The sequence below is a fragment of the Paraburkholderia sp. BR10872 genome (genome assembly GCF_040965835.1).
GTDB lineage: Bacteria > Pseudomonadota > Gammaproteobacteria > Burkholderiales > Burkholderiaceae > Paraburkholderia > Paraburkholderia nodosa_A.
Map to the genome: position 1 here is coordinate 22095 of NZ_JBFRCN010000052.1, position 13524 is coordinate 35618.

Annotated in this window: 10 protein-coding genes; 4 read left to right on the forward strand and 6 right to left on the reverse strand. The window is 65.2% G+C overall.

Going from position 1 to position 13524, the window contains the following annotated elements; genetic code table 11:
- Positions 1–5: 5 nt before the first annotated feature.
- Together AB4Y43_RS31220 and AB4Y43_RS31225 are read right to left on the reverse strand one after the other, a co-directional pair.
- Entirely contained in the window at positions 6–824 is an 819-nt protein-coding gene (locus AB4Y43_RS31220) for a 5'-methylthioadenosine/adenosylhomocysteine nucleosidase (protein ID WP_368729550.1), read from the reverse strand.
- Between the two features lie 43 nt (positions 825–867).
- Positions 868–3249 (reverse strand): UvrD-helicase domain-containing protein, encoded by a 2382-nt coding sequence (locus AB4Y43_RS31225; RefSeq protein ID WP_069268667.1) that lies wholly within the window; start codon positions 3247–3249, stop codon positions 868–870.
- 271 nt (positions 3250–3520) lie between these two features.
- On the opposite strand from AB4Y43_RS31225, the gene AB4Y43_RS31230 reads away from it, so the two are divergent.
- Positions 3521–6388: a valine--tRNA ligase gene (locus AB4Y43_RS31230; RefSeq protein ID WP_342945960.1), complete on the forward strand. Its 2868-nt coding sequence runs from the start codon at positions 3521–3523 to the stop codon at positions 6386–6388.
- Positions 6389–6466: 78 nt separating this feature from the next.
- The gene (gene galU, locus AB4Y43_RS31235; RefSeq protein WP_368617752.1) at positions 6467–7348 is read left to right on the forward strand and encodes a UTP--glucose-1-phosphate uridylyltransferase GalU; all 882 of its coding nucleotides are present in this window, start codon (positions 6467–6469) and stop codon (positions 7346–7348) included.
- Between the two features lie 86 nt (positions 7349–7434).
- Here galU and AB4Y43_RS31240 read toward each other — a convergent pair whose 3' ends face one another.
- From AB4Y43_RS31240 to AB4Y43_RS31255, 4 genes are all read right to left on the reverse strand, one after another.
- Complete coding sequence (locus AB4Y43_RS31240; protein WP_028208042.1) at positions 7435–7662, reverse strand: sulfurtransferase TusA family protein; 228 nt, start codon at positions 7660–7662, stop codon at positions 7435–7437.
- A gap of 118 nt (positions 7663–7780) precedes the next feature.
- Positions 7781–8836: a Gfo/Idh/MocA family oxidoreductase gene (locus tag AB4Y43_RS31245; RefSeq protein WP_368686301.1), complete on the reverse strand. Its 1056-nt coding sequence runs from the start codon at positions 8834–8836 to the stop codon at positions 7781–7783.
- A 31-nt stretch (positions 8837–8867) separates the two neighbouring features.
- Positions 8868–9890 (reverse strand): inositol 2-dehydrogenase, encoded by a 1023-nt coding sequence (iolG, locus tag AB4Y43_RS31250; RefSeq protein ID WP_368729551.1) that lies wholly within the window; start codon positions 9888–9890, stop codon positions 8868–8870.
- A complete protein-coding gene (locus tag AB4Y43_RS31255) occupies positions 9883–10773 on the reverse strand; it encodes a MurR/RpiR family transcriptional regulator (protein ID WP_069268671.1) in 891 nt (296 codons plus the stop codon). The genes iolG and AB4Y43_RS31255 overlap by 8 nt, the downstream gene beginning before the upstream one ends.
- A 275-nt stretch (positions 10774–11048) precedes the next feature.
- Here AB4Y43_RS31255 and AB4Y43_RS31260 point away from each other — a divergent pair, with 275 nt between their 5' ends.
- Both AB4Y43_RS31260 and AB4Y43_RS31265 read left to right on the forward strand, forming a co-directional pair.
- Positions 11049–12110, forward strand: coding sequence for a sugar ABC transporter substrate-binding protein (locus tag AB4Y43_RS31260; protein WP_069268672.1), 1062 nt, complete (start codon positions 11049–11051; stop codon positions 12108–12110).
- A gap of 237 nt (positions 12111–12347) precedes the next feature.
- Positions 12348–13511: an ABC transporter permease gene (locus AB4Y43_RS31265; protein WP_342945963.1), complete on the forward strand. Its 1164-nt coding sequence runs from the start codon at positions 12348–12350 to the stop codon at positions 13509–13511.
- Positions 13512–13524 lie beyond the last annotated feature (13 nt).

Here is a 13524-nt window from a genome sequence, read left to right on the forward strand (position 1 = left end):
TACGCTCAACGTGCGAGCGGGCGGTAAGCGGCCAGGAAGCGCTTGAGGATGCCCGTCGAGTACGTGCCCGCGATATCGGCGAGGAAGCTCGAGAACGAGGTGCTCGCGTGCTCGTCGGCGGTATCGGAGATCGTACGCACGATCGCGCACGGCACGTCGTACTCGTGGCAGACCTGGGCGATCGCGGCACCTTCCATCTCGACGGCGAGCGCATCGGGCAACAGCGCGCGCAGCGCGCCCACGGCCGCGGCGCTCGCCACGAACTGGTCACCGCTGATCACGAGCCCGCGATGCACCTGCGGCAACGCGGTTTCGAGGCGCGGCAGCGCGGCCTTGAAGCGCGCCGTCAACTCCGGCCCCTCCTCCGCGATGAAACGCTCGCATGCGGCGGCGAGCGCCTGAGCCAACGCGTGGTCGGCATCGAAACGCGAGCGCGCGAGCAGCGGGATTTCGTGACGCGGAAACAGCGGCTCGGCGTTCATGTCGTGCTGGAGCAGCGTTTCGCCCACCACCACGTCGCCCACGTGGACGCCCGAACCCACGCCGCCGGCCACGCCCGTAAAGACGATCGCTTCCACATCGAACGCATGGATCAGCGCGCTGGCCGTGGCGGCCGCCGCCACCTTGCCGACGCGCGCGAGCGTCACCACGCACGGCGCGCCGTGCACGGTGCCGAGGTGATAGTCACGCCGGCCGAACGTGCGCGTGACGACCCCCGATTCGGCCTGCATGGCCGCGATCAGATCGCCGAGTTCCTGGGGCAGCGCGGCGAGCACGCCGAGCGGACGGGCGGCACTGCCGCCCGCGTGAGTCGAGAGGTTCATCTTCGAATGATTTCCGTCTGAGTCGTTTGAGGCTTGCGCGCGCTCACTCCACCGGCTGCAGCTTGGCCACGGCCAGCGCGAGCCATTTCTCGCCGTGACGCTTGAAGCGCACCTGCGCCTTGGCGTCGGTGCCGCTGCCTTCGAGCGCCGTGATCGTGCCTTCGCCGAACTTCGTGTGGAACACGCCCTGGCCCACACGGAAGCCCGTCTCGGCGGCGCGCTGCTCGTTGGCGAACGCGGGCGCCGGGCTCTTGTCGGCGATATAGGCGTCGCGCTCGCGACGGCCGCCTTCGCTGCTGCCGCCACTGCCGCCGCCCGGACGCGCGAACCAGTCGCGGCCCCAGCCGGCGTTGTCGGAACGCCCGCCCCAGCGCGAACCGGCCTCGACCTTGGGCGTGAGCCACTTGAGCGATTCCTGCGGCAGCTCGTCGAAAAAGCGCGAACGCACGTTGTAGCGCGTCTGGCCGTGCAACAAGCGGCTCTGCGCGAACGAGATATAGAGCCGCTCCTTCGCACGCGTGATCGCCACGTACATCAGGCGGCGCTCTTCTTCGAGGCCGTCGGCTTCCATCGCGCTGTTCTCGTGCGGGAACAAGCCCTCTTCGAGACCGGTGATGAAGACCGCCGTGAATTCGAGGCCCTTCGCCGCGTGCACCGTCATCAACTGCACGGCGTCCTGGCCTGCCTGCGCCTGGTTGTCGCCGGCTTCGAGCGACGCGTGCGAGAGGAAGCCCGCGAGCGGCGTCATGACGTCGGGGTTCTGCGCGGGGTCGGTGATCGTGGGCGCATCGAGCACTTCGATCTCGCCGTCCTGCGAGACGATCTCGGGCACCGCGCTCGCACCCGGGCGCAGCGGGATCGAGCGCGCGGGCGTGTCGAGGCCATAGCCCTCTTCGCTCACGAACGCCGTGGCCGCGGTCACGAGTTCCTGCAAGTTCTCGAGGCGATCCTGACCTTCACGCTCGTTCTGATAAAACTCGGCGAGACCGCTCATGCGCACCGTGTACTCGACCGTTTCCGGCAGGCTCATCTGCGCGGTTTCGGCGCGCATCTTCGCGACCAGATTGGCGAACGAACCCAGGCTCGAGCCCGCCTTGCCCGTGACGTACGGAATGGCCGCGGCCATCGAGCAGTTGTAGAGGCGCGCGGCATCCGCCAGCTGCTCGATCGAGCGCGCGCCAATGCCGCGCGTGGGGAAATTCACGACACGCGCGAACGCCGTGTCGTCGTTCGGATTGTCGATCAGACGCAGATACGCGAGCGCATGCTTCACTTCCTGGCGCTCGAAGAAGCGCAAGCCGCCATACACCTTGTACGGCACGCCCGCGTTCACGAGCGTGTGCTCGATCGTGCGCGACTGCGCGTTGCTGCGATAGAGGATGGCGATCTCGTTGCGCGCGAGCCCCTGGTTGATGAGCGCGCGAATCTCCTCGACGATCCAGCCGGCTTCCTGCGAGTCGGTGGCCGCCTCGTACACGCGCACCGGCTCGCCGTGGCCCGCATCGGTGCGCAGGTTCTTGCCCAGACGCCGCGAGTTATGCGCGATCAGATAGTTGGCCGCATCGAGAATATGGCCGTGCGAACGGTAGTTCTGCTCCAGCTTGATCATGTGCTTCACGCGGAACTCGTTCTCGAAGTCGCGCATGTTGCCGACGTTCGCGCCGCGGAACGCGTAGATCGACTGGTCGTCGTCGCCCACCGCGAAGATCGCATTGCCCGGCCCCGCGAGCAGCTTGAGCCACGCGTACTGAAGCTTGTTGGTGTCCTGGAACTCGTCCACCAGAATGTCGCGAAAGCGACTCTGATAGTGCGCGCGCAGCGGCGGGTTGTACGCGAGCAGTTCGTAGCAGCGCAGCAGCAGCTCCGCGAAATCGACCACGCCTTCGCGCTGGCACTGCTGGTCGTACGCTTCGTAGAGTTCGACGAACTTGCGGTTGAAATCGTCGCTTACATCCACGTCTTTCGGACGCAGGCCCTGCTCCTTCGCGTTGTTGATGAAATACTGCAGGTTCTTGGGCGGGTACTTCTCGTCGTCGACGTTCAGGCCCTTCATCAGACGCTTGATGGCCGAAAGCTGATCTGCGGTGTCGAGGATCTGGAAGGTCTGCGGCAGACCGGCGTCGCGGAAATGCGCGCGCAGCATGCGGTTGCACAGGCCGTGGAACGTGCCGATCCACATGCCGCGCGTGTCGATGGGCAAAAGCGCCTGGAGGCGCCCGACCATTTCGCGCGCGGCCTTGTTCGTGAAGGTCACGGCCAGGATGGTCGAGGGCGAGGCCATGCCCTGCTGGATCAGCCACGCAATGCGCGTGATCAGCACGCGCGTCTTGCCGCTGCCGGCCCCGGCCAGAATGAGCGCCGGTTCGTTGGGCAACGTGACGGCGGCGAGTTGTTCGGGGTTCAGGTTCGCGAGCAGTTCGGGCATGGGCTGAAAAGGAGCGTGACCCCAGGGCGGGACCCCGGGGACGTGGCGCGCGGCACAGGCGCGCCGTCGTTGAATGGCAGACCGCCATTATAAGTGCGCACGCACGCTGCGGCTTGGGTGACCCAAGCGGCACGCCTCGCGCGCAGAACGCCCGCACGACGGCCCGCACCATGGTCCGCCCAGTGCCCCAGCCCGGCTGGCGCGTCGGCTCCGGCAGGACTTCCCCTTATAATCGAAGGTTTCCGCATCCTTTTTTCGGCAGATTCCACCCATGAGCGACAGCACGCTAGCGAAAAGCTTCGAGCCCCAGACGATCGAGGCCCAATGGGGCCCCGAATGGGAGCGTCGAGGCTACGCCGCCGCGACCTTCGAGCCCGGCCGCAACAATTTCTCGATCCAGTTGCCGCCGCCCAACGTCACCGGCACGCTGCACATGGGGCACGCGTTCAACCAGACGATCATGGACGGCCTCACGCGCTACCACCGCATGCTCGGCGACAACACGCTGTGGGTGCCGGGTACGGACCACGCGGGCATCGCCACGCAGATCGTGGTCGAGCGCCAGCTCGACGCGCAGAAGATTTCGCGCCACGACCTGGGCCGCGAGAAGTTCGTCGAGCGCGTGTGGGAATGGAAGCAGCAGTCGGGTTCGACCATCACGGGCCAGGTGCGGCGCCTGGGGGCGTCGATCGACTGGTCGCGCGAGTACTTCACGATGGACGACAAGATGTCGACCGCCGTGCGCGACGTGTTCGTGCGCCTCTATGAACAGGGCCTGATCTACCGCGGCAAGCGCCTCGTGAACTGGGACCCGGTGCTGGGCACCGCCGTTTCGGACCTCGAAGTCGTGAGCGAAGAGGAAAACGGCAACCTGTGGCACCTGCGCTATCCGCTCACGGACGGTTCGGGCCACCTCACGGTTGCGACCACGCGCCCGGAAACCATGCTCGGCGACACGGCCGTGATGGTCCATCCGGAAGACGAGCGCTACGCGCACCTGATCGGCAAGACCGTGACGCTGCCGCTGGCCGATCGCGAGATCCCCATCATCGCCGACGAATACGTGGACCGCGAGTTCGGCACGGGCGTCGTGAAGGTCACGCCCGCGCACGACTTCAACGACTACCAGGTGGGCCTGCGCCACGGTCTGCCGATGATCGAGATTCTCACGCTCGACGCGAAGGTCAACGACAACGCGCCCGCCAAATACCGCGGCCTCGACCGTTTCGAGGCGCGCAAGCAGGTCGTGGCCGACTTCGAGGCACTCGGCCTGCTCGACTCGGTCCAGCCGCACAAGCTGATGGTGCCGCGCGGCGACCGCACGGGCGTGGTGATCGAGCCGATGCTCACGGACCAATGGTTCGTGGCAATGACGAAGCCCGCGCCCGAGGGCACCTTCAATCCCGGCAAGTCGATCACCGAAACTTCGCTCGACGTGGTGCGCAGCGGCCAGATCAAGTTCGTGCCGGAAAACTGGACCACGACCTACTACCAGTGGCTCGAGAACATCCAGGACTGGTGCATCTCGCGCCAGCTCTGGTGGGGCCACCAGATCCCGGCGTGGTACGGCGAGAACGGCGAGATCTTCGTCGCGAAGAGCGAGGAAGAGGCGCGCGCGCAGGCTGAAGCAAAGGGCTACACGGGCGCACTGAAGCGCGACGAAGACGTGCTCGACACGTGGTTCTCGTCGGCGCTCGTGCCGTTCTCGTCGCTCGGCTGGCCTGCGGAGACGCCCGAACTGAAGGCCTTCCTGCCCTCTTCCGTGCTGGTCACGGGCTTCGACATCATCTTCTTCTGGGTAGCGCGCATGGTCATGATGACCACGCACTTCACCGGCAAGGTGCCGTTCGACACGGTGTACGTGCACGGCCTCGTGCGCGACGCCGAAGGCCAGAAGATGTCGAAGAGCAAGGGCAACACGCTCGACCCGATCGATATCGTCGATGGCATCGACCTCGAAGCGCTGGTCGCCAAGCGCACCACCGGCCTCATGAATCCCAAGCAGGCCGCGACCATCGAAAAGAAGACGCGCAAGGAGTTCCCGGAGGGCATTCCCGCGTTCGGCACCGACGCGCTGCGCTTCACGATGGCTTCCATGGCCACGCTCGGCCGCAACGTGAACTTCGACCTCGCGCGCTGCGAAGGCTATCGCAACTTCTGCAACAAGCTCTGGAACGCCACGCGCTTCGTGCTGATGAACTGCGAAGGCCACGACTGCGGTTTCAGCAAGCCGGGCGCATGCCAGCCGGGCGATTGCGGCCCCGGCGGCTACACGGACTTCTCGCAGGCCGATCGCTGGATCGTCTCGCTCCTGCAACGCGTGGAAGCCGAAGTCGCGAAGGGCTTCGCGGACTATCGCTTCGACAACGTGGCCAACGCCATATACAAGTTCGTCTGGGACGAATACTGTGACTGGTACCTGGAACTGGCCAAGGTGCAGATCCAGACGGGTACGCCCGAGCAGCAGCGCGCCACGCGCCGCACGCTGCTGCGCGTGCTGGAAACGGTGCTGCGCCTCGCGCACCCGGTGATTCCGTTCATCACCGAAGCGCTGTGGCAGAAGGTGGCGCCGCTCACCGACGCGTACCCCGAGGGTGCCGCCGAAGGCGCAGCATCGATCATGGTGCAGCGTTACCCGGTGGCAGAAGCAAAGAAGATCGACGAAGCCGCGGAACAGTGGGCCGCCGACCTGAAGGCCGTGATCGACGCGTGCCGCAATCTGCGTGGCGAAATGGGCCTCTCGCCCGCCACGAAGGTGCCGCTGCTCGCCACGGGCAACGCCGAGCGGCTCGCGACGTTCGCGCCCTATGCGCAGGCGCTTGCAAAGCTTTCGGAGGTCCAGATCATCGCCGACGAAGCAACGCTCGACGCGGCCTCGGCAGGCGCGCCAGTTGCTATCGTAGGGACGGACAAACTCGTGCTGAAGGTGGAGATCGACGTCGCCGCCGAACGCGAACGCCTGTCGAAGGAAATCGCCCGCCTCGGCAACGAGGTAACGAAGTGCACGGCCAAGCTCGGAAACGAGAGTTTTGTAGCGAAAGCACCGCCCGCAGTCGTTGAGCAGGAGCAGAAAAGACTGGCAGAATACCAGGCAACGCTGGACAAGCTGACCGCGCAACTCACGCGGTTGCCGGCCTGAGCGCCATATCGGCCAAAGGCTGTAACGCGTCGCGCCGCACCCGCGGCGTCACACGAGCACCAGGACAGGGACAAAGACATGCTGAAAGTGACAAAAGCGGTATTCCCGGTAGCGGGCCTCGGCACGCGCTTCCTTCCGGCCACGAAAGCCAGCCCGAAGGAAATGCTGCCCGTGGTCGACAAGCCGCTCATCCAGTACGCGGTCGAAGAAGCCGTGGCTGCGGGCATCACTGAAATGATCTTCGTGACCGGGCGCAGCAAGCGCGCGATCGAGGACCATTTCGACAAGTCGTATGAGATCGAGGCCGAACTCGAAGCGCGCGGCAAAGCCAAGCTGCTCGAACTGGTGCGCAACATCAAGCCGAACAACGTCGACTGCTTCTACGTGCGTCAGCCCGAGGCGCTCGGCCTTGGCCACGCCGTGCTGTGCGCGGAAAAGCTCGTGGGCGACAACCCGTTCGCCGTGATTCTCGCGGACGACTTGCTCTACGGCACGCCGCCCGTCATGCAGCAGATGGTCGAGGTGTTCGACCACTACCATAGCTCGGTGCTCGGCGTGGAAGAGATTCCGGCCTCGGAAACGCGCTCGTACGGCATCGTCGACGGCAAGGAGTGGGAAGACTCGATCGTCAAGCTCTCGGGCATCGTCGAGAAGCCGGCGCCGGAAGTCGCACCGTCGAACCTCGGCGTGGTCGGCCGCTACGTGCTCAAACCGCGCATTTTCGAGCATCTGAAGTCGATCAAGCCGGGCGCGGGCGGCGAGCTGCAGCTCACCGACGCGATCCAGTCGCTGCTCGCCGACGAGCAGGTGCTCGCCTACAAGTACCACGGCACTCGCTTCGACTGCGGCAGCAAGCTCGGCTACCTGAAGGCGACGGTCGAGTTCGCGCTGCGTCACCCGGAAGTCGGCGCGGATTTCGACGAGTATCTGCGTACGCGCAAACCGGTGCTGGAAGGCTAAGGCGCCCCCGGTTGAGATCTTCCGCGCGGCACAAATGAAAATGGCCCGCATTCTCATGCGGGCCATTTTTTTATCTGCCGATGCGCCTAGCGCCGGCGCATCAGGAACACGAACGTCTTGTCCTGCTGCGAGCTTTCCACGATCTCGTTGCCGGTTTGCTTGGCGAAGGCGGCGAAATCGCGCTGCGAGCCGGGATCGGTCGCGAGGACCTTGAGGATCTGGCCGCTTTCCATGTCGGCGAGCGCCTTCTTGGCGCGCAGGATCGGCAGCGGGCAGTTCAGCCCGCGTGCATCCACTTCCTTGTGAACCTGAATCTGCATCGGGGTTGGATCCTTCGGTGGCGCACCGTCACGGCGTGAGACGGCGCTGGCAATAGCGTCGATTTTACCGCAGCCACGCCAGCCGCCGCTTGCGTCCCGATCACGGCACGGCTCACAGGGTGACCGCCGCCCCCGTATGCAGCGATTCGCGCAGCGCCTGGCCGATGCGGGTGGCTTCCAGCGCGTCTTCGAGCGTCGCGCCAAGGCTCCCCGCCTGCGTCCGCCCTGCCTTGCGTGCCGCGACTTCGGCGACGAACGCCTGCGCTTCGATCAGGAACGCCTCTTCGAAACGGTCGAAGAACGTGGGCGTGCAAACGCTGCGCACGCCGGTCGCATCGTAGACGTCGACGCGATTCGCGCGCGGGATGCGGCCGATCGCGAGCGCGCCCGCCGTGCCGATCACCTCGCTCGACGTGTCGTTGCCGTGCGCCATCGTGCGCGAGGCGTAAAACATCGCGAGACGGCCGCCCTCGAACTCGCAGATCGCCACGCCGTTGTCCACGTCGCCCGATTCGCGCAGCCCTTCGTGCAGCGCGATTGCGCCTGCGGCGTACACGCGTGTGGCGCGCGGCTTGCCGAGCAGCCAGCGCGCAACGTCGATGTCGTGGACCGTGCAGTCGAGGAAAATGCCGCCCGAAGTCGGCGCGAAGCGCACGAAAAAGCCTTCGGGATCGTTCAGATCGCAGGTCTGCGAGCGCACCAGAAAAGGCTTGCCGATCGCCCCCGCCTGCACGCTTGCGTAGGCATCCTGATAACTTGGATCGAAGCGGCGCATGAAGCCGATGGTCACCTGCCGGTCGGCATGACGACGCGACACGTTCACCACCCGCTCGCATTCGGCCACGTCGAGCGAGAGCGGCTTCTCGCAGAACACGTGCTTGCCCGCTTCGAGCGCCTGCACGATCTGCTCGGCGTGCAATGCCGAAGGCGTGACGAGCCACACCGCATCGACCGCTTGATCGGCCAGCAAATCGGCGTACTCGCCATACAGCCGCGCGGCGGGCAGCGCCTCGCGCGCCCACGCGAGATCCGCTTCCAGCGGACTGCACGCGGCCGCGAGCGTTGCACCCGGCACGCGATACGCCAGGTTCTGCGCGTGCCGCCGCCCCAACCGCCCAAGTCCCGCCACGCCCACGCGCAACGGCTGGGCACGATCGATTGCCTGCATCCTTGCTCTCCTCGCTTGATCTGCGCTCGCTTCAATCGCCCAGCGTCACGACACGGCCCTCGCGCCACGACAGCGAGGCAGCTTCGGCCAACTCCAGCGCTTTCAGGCCGTCGGCGACCGAGGTGCGCACCGGCACGCCCTGCGTCACGGCTTCGTGAAAGTGCGCCATTTCGCGCGCATAGGCCGCGCGATAGCGTTCGAGGAAGAACGCCTCGGGCACGTCCTGCGCGACAGCGGTCTTCGACCACGCGACCACCTCGGTCGGCTTCATGTTGCCCGCCTGCAGCATGCCCTCGCTGCCGAGCACCTCGAAGCGCTGGTCGTAACCATAGGCCGCGCGCCGCGCCGTGTTGATCTGGCAAAGACGCCCGCGCTTCGTGCGAATCGTCACCGCCGTCGAATCGATGTCGCCCGCGTCGGCAATCGCCGGGTCGGACAGGCAGCTGCCTGTGGCATGCACGCTCACCGCCTCGTCGTCGAGGATCCAGCGGAAGATGTCGAAGTCGTGGATCAGCATGTCCTTGAAGATGCCGCCCGAGTGCTTGATGTATTCGACGGGCGGCGCGCCCGGGTCGCGGCTCGTGACGATCAGCATTTCCGGCGTGCCGATCTCGCCTGCATCGAGGCGCGTCTTGAGCGCGGCGAACGTGGGATCGTAGCGGCGCTGGAAGCCGATCATGGCCACGACGCCCGCGCGCTGAACGGCTTCTGCGCAGGCGCGCGCGCGCTCGATGGTCAGATCGACGGGCTTTTCGCAGAAGATATGCTTGCCCGCTGCCGCCGACTTGAGGATCAGTTCGGAGTGCGTATCGGTGCTCGAGCAAATTACCGTGGCGCCGATCGAAGCGTCGCCGAACGCGGCGTCCACATCCACGACCTGCGCGCCGTGCTGTGCGGCGAGCGCGGCGGCGGCTTCGCGATTGACATCGATCACGTACTTCAGACGCACGCCCGGCTGGCGCGCGAGATTGCCCGCATGAATGCGGCCAATGCGCCCCGCGCCGAATACCGCCACATCCACCGTTGTCGCTGCGCCGCTTGCTGCACTAGTCATCGTATCCTCCGGTGTCGGTCGATTCTTCCACGTTGAGTTCGAGCCGGTACGCAAGCGCAATGAAGAGCGCCTGGCACAGGCAGAAGGTGCTGGTGAGCGAGCGGAACGCGAACGCGCTCCCTTCCTTCACATAGAGCTGCGCGTTCGCGTGGCGCGCGAGCGGCGAAAGCTGGCTGTCGGTGATGACGAGCGTCCTGGCGTGGTGCTGCTGCGCCACGCGCAGGCAGTACTGCGTTTCTTTGCCGTAGGGTGCGAAGCTGATGGCGATCACCACGTCGCCCTTCTTCACGCCGCGAATCTGTTCGTGGTACATGCCGCCGAGCCCCGAGACGAGGTGCACGCGCTTGCGCGTGTGCTGCAAGGCATAGACGATGTAGCTCGCCACCGGAAACGAGCGGCGCACGCCGATCACGTAGATGTTGTCCGCCTGCTCGAGCATCTTCACGGCTTCGTCGAACTGCGCGCCGTCCAGGCCGGCTTCGAGTTCGTCGAGCCCGCTGCGGCACGCGCCGATGAACTCGCGTGCCACGGCGCCGCCCATGTCCGGGCTCGCTTCGCCTTCCTTGGCGTCGATCAGTTGGCGAATGCGCTGCTGATAGCTCGTGGCCGAGGCGCCTTGCCCCGCATAGGCCTGACGGAACACGGCCTGGAGGTCGGAGAAGCCCGAGAAGCCGAAGCGCTGCGCAAAGCGCACCACCGCCGAAGGATGCACGCCGCAGCTCGCGGCAATGTCGCTCGTACGGTCCATCATCACGCTCGCGCGGTGCTGCTCGATGTAGGTCGCGATGCTTTTCAGCTGACGCGGCAGCGCCTCGTAATCGTGGGCGATGCGCTGCATCAATTCGTCTACGCCTGCTACGGCGTCGGTTGTGTCATCCGCCATGATTGTTTTCCTCGGCTGGTTGCCGCACTGCCGCAAAGCCTTACCAGGCTTCGATTCCACGGCATGCCGACGGAGCCGATTATAGGCAGCGCGTCACGCGAATGGAACAGATTTTCCATTTTTATTTGCAATGAAATTTTCGTTGCAAGTCGCGAGGCGATGTCCTACTCTTGTCGATGAGCGCGGCAGCTGGTGCAGGTAACAAGCGGCATGTCAAAAGCGCGGCTGCGGCATTCACCCCAAGAACGAACGACAGACCGAGAAAGGTGGAGACAATGACTCAACGCAAGGGCAAGACCATGCTCCGGAGGTTGGCCGCAGTGCTCGCGCTGGCAGCGGGCGTCACAGGTGCGAGCGTGCTCAGCGCGCAAACGGCGCAAGCCGCCGACGGCCATTTCGTGCTGATCAGCCACGCGCCCGATTCCGACTCGTGGTGGAACACGATCAAGAACGCCATCAAGCAGGCCGACGAAGACTGGAACGTCGAGACCGACTACCGCAATCCACCCAACGGCGACATCGCCGACATGTCGCGCCTGATCGAACAGGCCGCCGCGCGTAACTACGACGGCGTGATCGTGACCATCGCCGACTACGACGTGCTCAAGAGCTCGATCGGCAAGGTCACGCAAAAGAAGATTCCGCTCGTGACGATCAACTCGGGCACCGAGGAACAGAGCGAGAAGCTCGGCGCGATCATGCACGTGGGTCAGCCCGAATACGTGGCGGGCCACGCAGCCGGCGAAAAGGCCAAGGCCGCGGGCGTGAAGTCGTTCCTGTGCGTGAATCACTTCGCGACCAACGCCGTGTCGTTCGAACGCTGCCGCGGATTTGCCGATGCGCTCGGCGTGGACTACAAGAGCTCGACAATCGACTCCGGCCAGGACCCGACGGAAATCCAGTCGAAGGTGAGCGCGTATCTGCGCAACCATCCGAACACGGGCGCGATCCTCACGCTCGGCCCGGTGCCGGCGGCCGCCACGCTCAAGGCGATCGACCAGATGGGCCTCGCGGGCAAGATCTACTTCTGCACGTTCGACTTCTCGGATGACATTGCCAAGGCGATCCGCGCAGGCACCATCCAGTTCGCGATCGACCAGCAGCCGTACCTGCAGGGCTACATCCCCGTGGCCGTTCTCGCGATCGTGAAGAAGGAGCACACCACGGACCCGCAGAAGATCCGCCAGATCCTCGAAGCGAATCCGAAGTTCAAGCAGCGCCTCGAAACCTATGGCCTGCAGCCCTCGTACGGTCCGAAGAACATCCGCTCGGGTCCGGGCTTCATCACCAAGGAGAATCTCGACAAGGTCGTGAAGTACGCAGGTCAGTATCGCTAAGCATTTTTTGTCAGCCACGCGCGGCGGTGGCTAGCATCTTCCGATGCCCATCGCCTCTCGCCAGCCTCGCCGCGCGCCATTCACCGTGTTGCTTCTACTGCAAGGCAGTCGCTTGTGGGGAATGCGCTCGGGTATTTGAGCCAACGCAGACGCGAATGCGTCTGCCACGGCCGATCGCCTTGCACGAGACCAGCGTAAGGCGCTAAAGCACCAACTCTGGTCGATACAGGAGACATCATGGGTGTAGCCGGCAAACACTTCCCCTCGCACGCTCAGGAAGACGGCGCGCAAGACGCGCCCGCGCCGCAGCCAGGCGCCAGCGACGAACGCGTGCGCCGCGAATCGTGGTTCGGCCATCTGCTCGGCCGCCCCGAATTCGCCGCGATTTCCGGCACCGTGCTGGTCTTCGCCGTCTTCGCGATCGGCGCGGGCGGCTCGGGCATGTTCGATCTCGACGGCGTGATGAACTGGTCCCAGGTCGCCGCCTACCTCGGTATCCTGAGCGTCGGCGCGTGCCTGCTGATGATCGCCGGCGAGTTCGACCTCTCCATCGGCTCGATGATCGGCTTCGCCGGCATGATGGTGGCGATCCCCACGATGTACTTCCACTGGCCCATCGCGCTTTCCATTCTGTTCGCGTTCGTGGGCTGCACCGCGCTCGGCGCGCTCAACGGCTACCTCGTGATGCGCACGCGGCTGCCTTCGTTCATCGTCACGCTCGCGTTCCTCTTCATCCTGCGCGGCCTCACGCTTGCGCTCTCGATCATGTTCGCCGACCGCACGATCGTCTCGGGCGTGGGCGATGTGGCCAAAGCCGACTTCGTGACCAACCTGCTTTTTCATGGCACGGCGTTCAAGGGCCTGTTCGTCGCGCTTGCGCATATCGGCATCGGCAGGATGCTCGAAAACGGTCAGCCGCTCGTGCCCGGCGTGCCCAAGGTGATTCTCTGGTGGTTCGCGCTCGTGGCGATCGGCGCATTCGTGCTCGCCAAGACGCGCTACGGCAACTGGATTCTCGCCGTGGGCGGCGACGCCAACGCCGCGAAGAACGTGGGCGTGCCCGTGAAGCGCGTGAAGATTTCGCTCTTCATGCTCACCGCGTTCTGCTCGTGCCTGTTCGCCGTGCTGCAGGTGTGCGACATCGGTTCGGCCGCTGCCGACCGCGGGCTGCAGAAAGAATTCGAAGCGATCATCGCCGCGGTGATCGGCGGCACGCTGCTCACGGGCGGCTACGGCTCGGTGATCGGCGCGGCATTCGGCGCACTCATCTTCGGCGTCGTGCAGATCGGCATCACTTACACGAACATCGATTCGGACTGGTTCCGCGTGTTCCTCGGCGTGATGCTGCTCATTGCCGTGCTCTTCAATCACTATGTGCGCCGCCGCGTCGCGCAATCGTAAGCCGGAGGCTCAA

Coding starts and splice junctions, on each gene's coding strand:
- galU (WP_368617752.1), top strand. CDS start 6,467: ATGCTGAAAGTGACAAAAGCGGTATTCCCGGTAGCGGGCCTCGGCACG.
- iolG (WP_368729551.1), bottom strand. CDS start 9,890: ATGACTAGTGCAGCAAGCGGCGCAGCGACAACGGTGGATGTGGCGGTA.
- AB4Y43_RS31220 (WP_368729550.1), bottom strand. CDS start 824: ATGAACCTCTCGACTCACGCGGGCGGCAGTGCCGCCCGTCCGCTCGGC.
- AB4Y43_RS31255 (WP_069268671.1), bottom strand. CDS start 10,773: ATGGCGGATGACACAACCGACGCCGTAGCAGGCGTAGACGAATTGATG.
- AB4Y43_RS31245 (WP_368686301.1), bottom strand. CDS start 8,836: ATGCAGGCAATCGATCGTGCCCAGCCGTTGCGCGTGGGCGTGGCGGGA.
- AB4Y43_RS31260 (WP_069268672.1), top strand. CDS start 11,049: ATGACTCAACGCAAGGGCAAGACCATGCTCCGGAGGTTGGCCGCAGTG.
- AB4Y43_RS31265 (WP_342945963.1), top strand. CDS start 12,348: ATGGGTGTAGCCGGCAAACACTTCCCCTCGCACGCTCAGGAAGACGGC.
- AB4Y43_RS31230 (WP_342945960.1), top strand. CDS start 3,521: ATGAGCGACAGCACGCTAGCGAAAAGCTTCGAGCCCCAGACGATCGAG.
- AB4Y43_RS31225 (WP_069268667.1), bottom strand. CDS start 3,249: ATGCCCGAACTGCTCGCGAACCTGAACCCCGAACAACTCGCCGCCGTC.